The organism is Streptomyces sp. ICN903 (assembly GCF_022015835.1).
Taxonomy (GTDB): Bacteria; Actinomycetota; Actinomycetes; order Streptomycetales; family Streptomycetaceae; genus Streptomyces; species Streptomyces fenghuangensis.
The window spans coordinates 1-5,854 of record NZ_JAKMAY010000325.1 but is presented as its reverse complement, the minus strand read 5'-3'; the positions used below and the strand labels follow the sequence as shown (position 1 = coordinate 5,854).

Genomic DNA, 5,854 nt, shown 5'->3' with positions numbered 1-5,854 from the left:
GGGTACGGGAGGAGGGGGCGGGGGTGGCGGTCGTCATACGGCGGCCACCTCCCCGCCGGTGGTATGGGAGCCGCCGGGGTCCGGGTCCGTGTCCGGGGCCGTGCCCGCGTCCAGTCCGGCGACGACGGCCAGCAGCCGGGCGTGGTCGACGACGCCGAGGGTGCGGCCGTCCTCCGTCACGCGGACGTGTTCGCCGCTGCGCGCCACGGCCTCGATCGCCTCGGCGACGACCGTGCCGGGGGCGAGGGCCACACCGGTGTCGGCCTCGCCGGCCAGTGCCGGGCGCATCGCGCGGCGCACGGAGATGACCTGCTCGCGCGGAACGTCGCGGACGAAGTCGCGCACGTAGTCGTCGGCCGGTGCGGCGACGATCTCCTCGGGGGTGCCGAGCTGGACGATCTCGCCATCGCGCATCAGCGCGATGCGGTCGCCGATGCGCAGTGCCTCGGACAGGTCGTGGGTGATGAAGACCATCGTGCGGCCCTCCTCTCGGTGGAGCCGGATGACCTCCTCCTGCATGTCGCGGCGGATCAGCGGGTCGAGCGCGCTGAACGGCTCGTCGAACAGCAGGACTTCGGGGTCGACGGCGAGTGCGCGGGCCAGTCCGACGCGCTGCTGCTGGCCGCCGGAGAGCTGGCCGGGGCGGCGCTCGCCGAGTCCGGCGAGGCCGACCTTCTCGATCATCTCGGCGGCGCGGGCGCGGCGTTCGGCCCTGCCCACGCCCTGGATCTCCAGGCCGTAGGCGACGTTGTCGGTGACGGTGCGGTGCGGCAGCAGGCCGAAGTGCTGGAAGACCATGGCGGCGCGGGTGCGGCGCAGTTGCCGCAGCCGGGCCCGGTCCATGGCCAGGACGTCCTCGCCGTCGATGTGGAGGGTGCCGGCGGTGGGTTCGATCAACCGGGTCAGGCAGCGCACCAGGGTGGACTTGCCGGAGCCGGACAGGCCCATGACGACGAAGACCTCACCGCGGGCGACGTCGAAGGAGACGTCGCGGACGGCGGCGGTGCAGCCGGTGCGCTCGCGCACCTCGGCGGCGGACAGCCCGGTCAGGGATGTGTCGCCGGGGACGCGGCCGGCCTTGGGGCCGAAGACCTTCCACAGGTTCCGGACGGAGAACACCGGGTCGCCGGCCTGCGGCGTCGCGGTGTCGGGCGTTGGCGGGTTGGCTGGGGCTGCGGTCACGCGGCATCTCCCGGTGTCGTGGTGTCGTCGGACTCGTCGCCGGGCCGCCGGCCGGTCTCGGGACGGTCGTCGCGGAGCAGGTCGGCGGCCTTCTCGCCGACCATCAGCACGCCGATCATGGGGTTGACGGCGGGGATGGTGGGGAAGACCGAGGCGTCGGCGATGCGGACGCCGTCCAGGCCGCGGATACGCAACTTCGGGTCCACGACGGCCAGTTCGTCGTCGGCCGCGCCCATCCGGCAGGTGCCGGCGGGGTGGTAGACGGTGTGGGCGACCTTGCGGGCGTACTCGCTCAGCTCCTCGTCGGAGGTGATGTCCGGGCCGGGGCAGACCTCCCGCTTGAGCCAGGAGTCCAGCGGCGCGGTCCTCGCTATCTCGCGGGCGATGCGGATGCCGTCGACGAGGGTGCGGGCGTCGTAGTCCTCGGCGTCGGTGAAGTAGCGGAAGTCCAGGGCCGGTTTGACCGAGGGGTCGGCGCTGGTGAGGTAGAGCCGGCCGCGGCTGCGGGGCTTGGGGATGTTGGGGGTCATCGACACGCCGTGGGCGGGGCGTTCGTAGCCCAGCCGCTCGGGATTGTCGGTGAAGGGGATCTGGTAGAAGTGGAACATCAGGTCGGGGCCGGGGGACTTGGGGTCCCGGCGGACGAACAGGCCCGCGTCGGAGTCCATCGCCGAGTTCTCGGGGATGGGGCCGTCGGTCTCCCAGACGATGACCGACTCGGGGTGGTCCAGCAGGTTCTCGCCGACGCCCGGCAGGTCGTGGACGACCGGGATGCCCAGGGCCTCCAGATCGCCGGCCGGTCCGACGCCGGAGTGCAGCAGCAGCCGGGGGGTGTCCACCGCTCCCGCGCACAGCACGACCTCGCACCGGGCGGTCACCAGCGTCTCCTCGCCGTCGGCGGTGCGGACGTGGACGCCGGTGACGCGGCGGCCGTCGTCCCCGCCGAACCGAAGGCGGTACGCCCAGGTCTCCAGCCACAGTTCCAGGTTGGGCCGGTCGCCGGCCTCCATGTGGGGGTGGAGGTAGGCGACGGAGGCGGAGGAGCGCTTGTTGGTCTCCGGGTGGTACGCGAGGTCGAAGAAGCCGGCGCCCTCGGTGAACGGCCTGGCGTTGAAGCCCTCCACTCGCGGTACGCCGAGGGCCGCCTGGGCCGCGTCGACGAAGTCGCGGGCGATGGCGTTGCGGTCCTTCTCGTCGACGGCGACGATGTTGTTGCGCAGCCGGTGGTAGTAGGGCTCCATCGCGATGGCGTTCCAGCCGCTCGCCCCGGCGTCCTCCCACTCCTGCCAGTCCGAGGGCAGCGGCTTGAAGGAGATCAGGGTGTTGTGCGAGGAGCAGCCGCCGAGCACGCGCGCCCGGCTGTGCCGGATGTGGGAGTTGCCGCGTGGCTGCTCGGTGGTGGGGTAGTCGTAGTCGAGGTCGCCGCCGAGCAGGCCGAGCCAGCGGCGCAGGGTCAGTACGTCGGGGCGGTCGACGTCGGAGGGGCCGCCCTCGATGATGGCGACGGTGGTGCCGGGGTCCTCGGCGAGCCGGGAGGCGATCACCGAGCCGGCCGTACCGCCGCCGATCACCACGTAGTCGTAGGTGGTGTTGCTGGGCATGAAGGTGGTGCTCCTACAGGGTGTTGCGTCAGGGATGCGCGGGCTTGAGCGGGGCGCTCGGGAGTGAGCTGGGGCGCGTGGAGGCGCCCGGGCGCTGGTGCGGGGCGCGTCAGCCGGCGAACCAGCGCACCGGCGCGGGGCGCAGGTTCTCGTAGACGTGCTTGGTCTCGCGGTACTCCTCCAGCCCGGAGGGGCCGAGTTCGCGTCCCACGCCGGAGCGGCCGAAGCCGCCCCACTCCGCCTGCGGCAGGTAGGGGTGGTAGTCGTTGATCCACACGGTGCCGTGGCGCAGCCGGGCGGCGACCCGGCGGGCGCGGGCGGTGTCGGCGGAGAAGACGGCGCCGGCCAGGCCGTACTCGGTGTCGTTGGCCAGGGCCACGGCCTCGTCCTCGGTGCGGAAGGTCTCCACCGTCACAACCGGGCCGAAGACCTCCTCGCGCACCACGCGCATCGTGCGGTCGCAGCGGTCCAGGACGGTCGGCGGGTAGAAGTAGCCGGTGGCCGGGAGTGCGTCGGAGGGCCCGGGGCGCTCTCCGCCGCAGCGCACGACGGCGCCCTCGGCGACCGCGGAGGCGACGTACTCCTCGGTCTTGTCGAGCTGCTGCTGGGAGACGAGCGGGCCGCACTCGACGCCGGGCTCGGTGCCGCGGCCGAGCCGGATGCGGCGGGCGCGGCGGGCGAGTTCGGTGACGAAGCGGTCGTGGACGGACTCCTCCAGGATCAGGCGCCCGCCGGCCGAGCAGACCTGGCCGCTGTGGACGAAGGCGGCGTTGAGTGCCTGGTCGACGGCGGTGTCGAAGCCCTCCTCGGTGGCGCAGGCGTCGGCGAACACGACGTTGGGGTTCTTGCCGCCGAGTTCCAGGGCGACCTTCTTGACCGTGGCGGCCGCGGCGGCGGCCACCTTGGTGCCGCTGGCCAGGCCGCCGGTGAAGGAGACCAGGTCCACGCCGGGGTGCTCCGACAGGCGGGCGCCGACCGGGTCGCCCGCGCCGGTGACCAGGCCCGCCACGCCCGCGGGCAGGCCCGCCTCGGTCAGCAGCCGGATCAGGTGGACGGTGGACAGCGGGGTGATCTCGCTGGGCTTGACGACGAAGGTGTTGCCCGCGGCCAGCGCCGGGGCGATCTTCCAGCTCGCCTGGAGCAGCGGGTAGTTCCAGGGGGTGATCAGCGCGCAGACGCCGACCGGTTCGTGGACGACGACGCTGTGCACGTCCGGGCTGCCCGCGTCCACCACGCGTCCGCCGGAGGTGTTCACGGCCTGGTCGGCGAAGTAGCGGAAGGCGGCGGTGACGTCGTCGACGTCGACGCGGCCCTCCTCGATGGTCTTGCCGGTGTCCATGGACTCGGTGAGCGCGATCTGCTCGCGGTCCCGCTGGAGGAGGTCGGCGGTGCGCCGCAGCAGCGCCGCCCGTTCGGCGACGGGGGTGCGCGGCCAGACGCCGGTGTCGAAGGCGCGGCGGGCGGCCTCGACGGCGGCGTCGACGTCCTCGGCGCCGCCCTCGGAGACGACCGCGAGCACCGTCGCGTCGGCGGGGTCGAGGACCTCCCTGGTTCTTCCGGAGAGGGAGGGGCGCCACTCCCCGTCGATGTGCATGGTCTCGATTGCCGACACGTTCCGTACTGCCTTCCTCGCATGGTGCTCTTGCCGCCCGGCGGGCCGAGCGACCCGGTCCCATGCCCCGTACCGAGGAATTCAATCTTTTAATCCATGACAAGTGGCATGGTTCACACATGAAACCATGATCATCTTGCCTCTATGTGAATGGATTTAAGGTGATGAGCGGATATGGAGGACATTGCGGGCACTACGTGACGCGTCTGTCCGAGCACGGGGAGCGGCCCGGTGCCGGAACGCCGTAGGCCCCGGCTCGAAAGAGCCGGGGCCTACGGGTGCGCGGACGCTCCGGGGCAGGGCCGGCGCGGGGCCGGCGCGGAGCCGGAGCGGGGCCGGATCAGATGAGGCCGAGACCGCGGACGGCCTCGCGCTCCTCCTCCAGCTCCTTCACGGAGGCGTCGATGCGCGCGCGCGAGAACTCGTTGATCTCCAGTCCCTGGACGATCTCGTACTTCCCGCCGGAGCAGGTGACCGGGAAGGAGGAGATCAGGCCCTCGGGAACGCCGTAGGAGCCGTCCGAGGGGATGCCCATGGAGGTCCAGTCGCCCTCCGGGGTGCCGTTGACCCAGGTGTGGATGTGGTCGATGGCGGCGTTGGCGGCGGAGGCGGCCGAGGAGGCGCCCCGGGCCTCGATGATGGCGGCGCCGCGCTTGGCGACGGTCGGGATGAACTCCTCGGCCAGCCACTTCTCGTCGTTCACGGCCTCGGCGGCGTTCTTGCCCGCGACCTCGGCGTGGAAGACGTCCGGGTACTGGGTGGCCGAGTGGTTGCCCCAGATGGTGAGGCGGCGGATCTCCGACACCGGGGTGCCGGTCTTCTTCGCGAGCTGCGACAGGGCCCGGTTGTGGTCCAGGCGGGTCATGGCGGTGAAGCGCTCGGCCGGTACGTCCGGGGCGGCGGCCTGGGCGATCAGGGCGTTGGTGTTGGCCGGGTTGCCCACGACCAGGACCTTGATGTCGTCCGCGGCGTGGTCGTTGATGGCCTTGCCCTGCGGCTTGAAGATGCCGCCGTTGGCCTCCAGCAGGTCGCCGCGCTCCATGCCCTTGGTGCGCGGGCGGGCGCCGACCAGGAGCGCGACGTTGGCGCCGTCGAACGCCCTGTTCGGGTCGTCGGTGATCTCGATGCCGCTGAGCAGCGGGAAGGCGCAGTCGTCCAGCTCCATCGCGGTGCCCTCGGCGGCCTTGAGACCCTGCGGGATCTCCAGGAGGCGCAGCGCGACCGGCACGTCCGGGCCCAGCAGCTGGCCGGAGGCGATGCGGAACAGCAGCGCGTAGCCGATCTGGCCGGCGGCGCCGGTGACGGTGACATTGACGGGAGTGCGGGTCATGGCGGTCTCCGTTTACCTGACAGTGGCGGCTGGGTCTCCAACGTATCTCTACATCAAGAGACCTGACGTCAGGCTATCCGACGGCCCCTCCCCGGGGGGCAGCCGCCCGCCGGAGGGGGGGACGGCGGG

Annotated in this window: 4 protein-coding genes; all 4 read right to left on the bottom strand. The window is 72.3% G+C overall.

Annotated elements, in window-relative coordinates:
• Positions 1–33: 33 nt before the first annotated feature.
• The 4 genes from L7D48_RS24555 to L7D48_RS24540 all read right to left on the bottom strand — a co-directional run bounded on the left by L7D48_RS24555 (position 34) and on the right by L7D48_RS24540 (position 5,725).
• Positions 34–1,182 (bottom strand): glycine betaine/L-proline ABC transporter ATP-binding protein, encoded by a 1,149-nt coding sequence (locus tag L7D48_RS24555; RefSeq protein ID WP_237882591.1) that lies wholly within the window; start codon positions 1,180–1,182, stop codon positions 34–36.
• Entirely contained in the window at positions 1,179–2,783 is a 1,605-nt protein-coding gene (locus L7D48_RS24550; RefSeq protein WP_237882589.1) for a GMC family oxidoreductase, read from the bottom strand. The genes L7D48_RS24555 and L7D48_RS24550 overlap by 4 nt, the downstream gene beginning before the upstream one ends.
• A 109-nt stretch (positions 2,784–2,892) precedes the next feature.
• Positions 2,893–4,377: an aldehyde dehydrogenase family protein gene (locus L7D48_RS24545; RefSeq protein ID WP_256463220.1), complete on the bottom strand. Its 1,485-nt coding sequence runs from the start codon at positions 4,375–4,377 to the stop codon at positions 2,893–2,895.
• Between the two features lie 358 nt (positions 4,378–4,735).
• Entirely contained in the window at positions 4,736–5,725 is a 990-nt protein-coding gene (locus L7D48_RS24540; RefSeq protein WP_237882586.1) for a malate dehydrogenase, read from the bottom strand.
• Between the last annotated feature and the right edge of the window lie 129 nt (positions 5,726–5,854).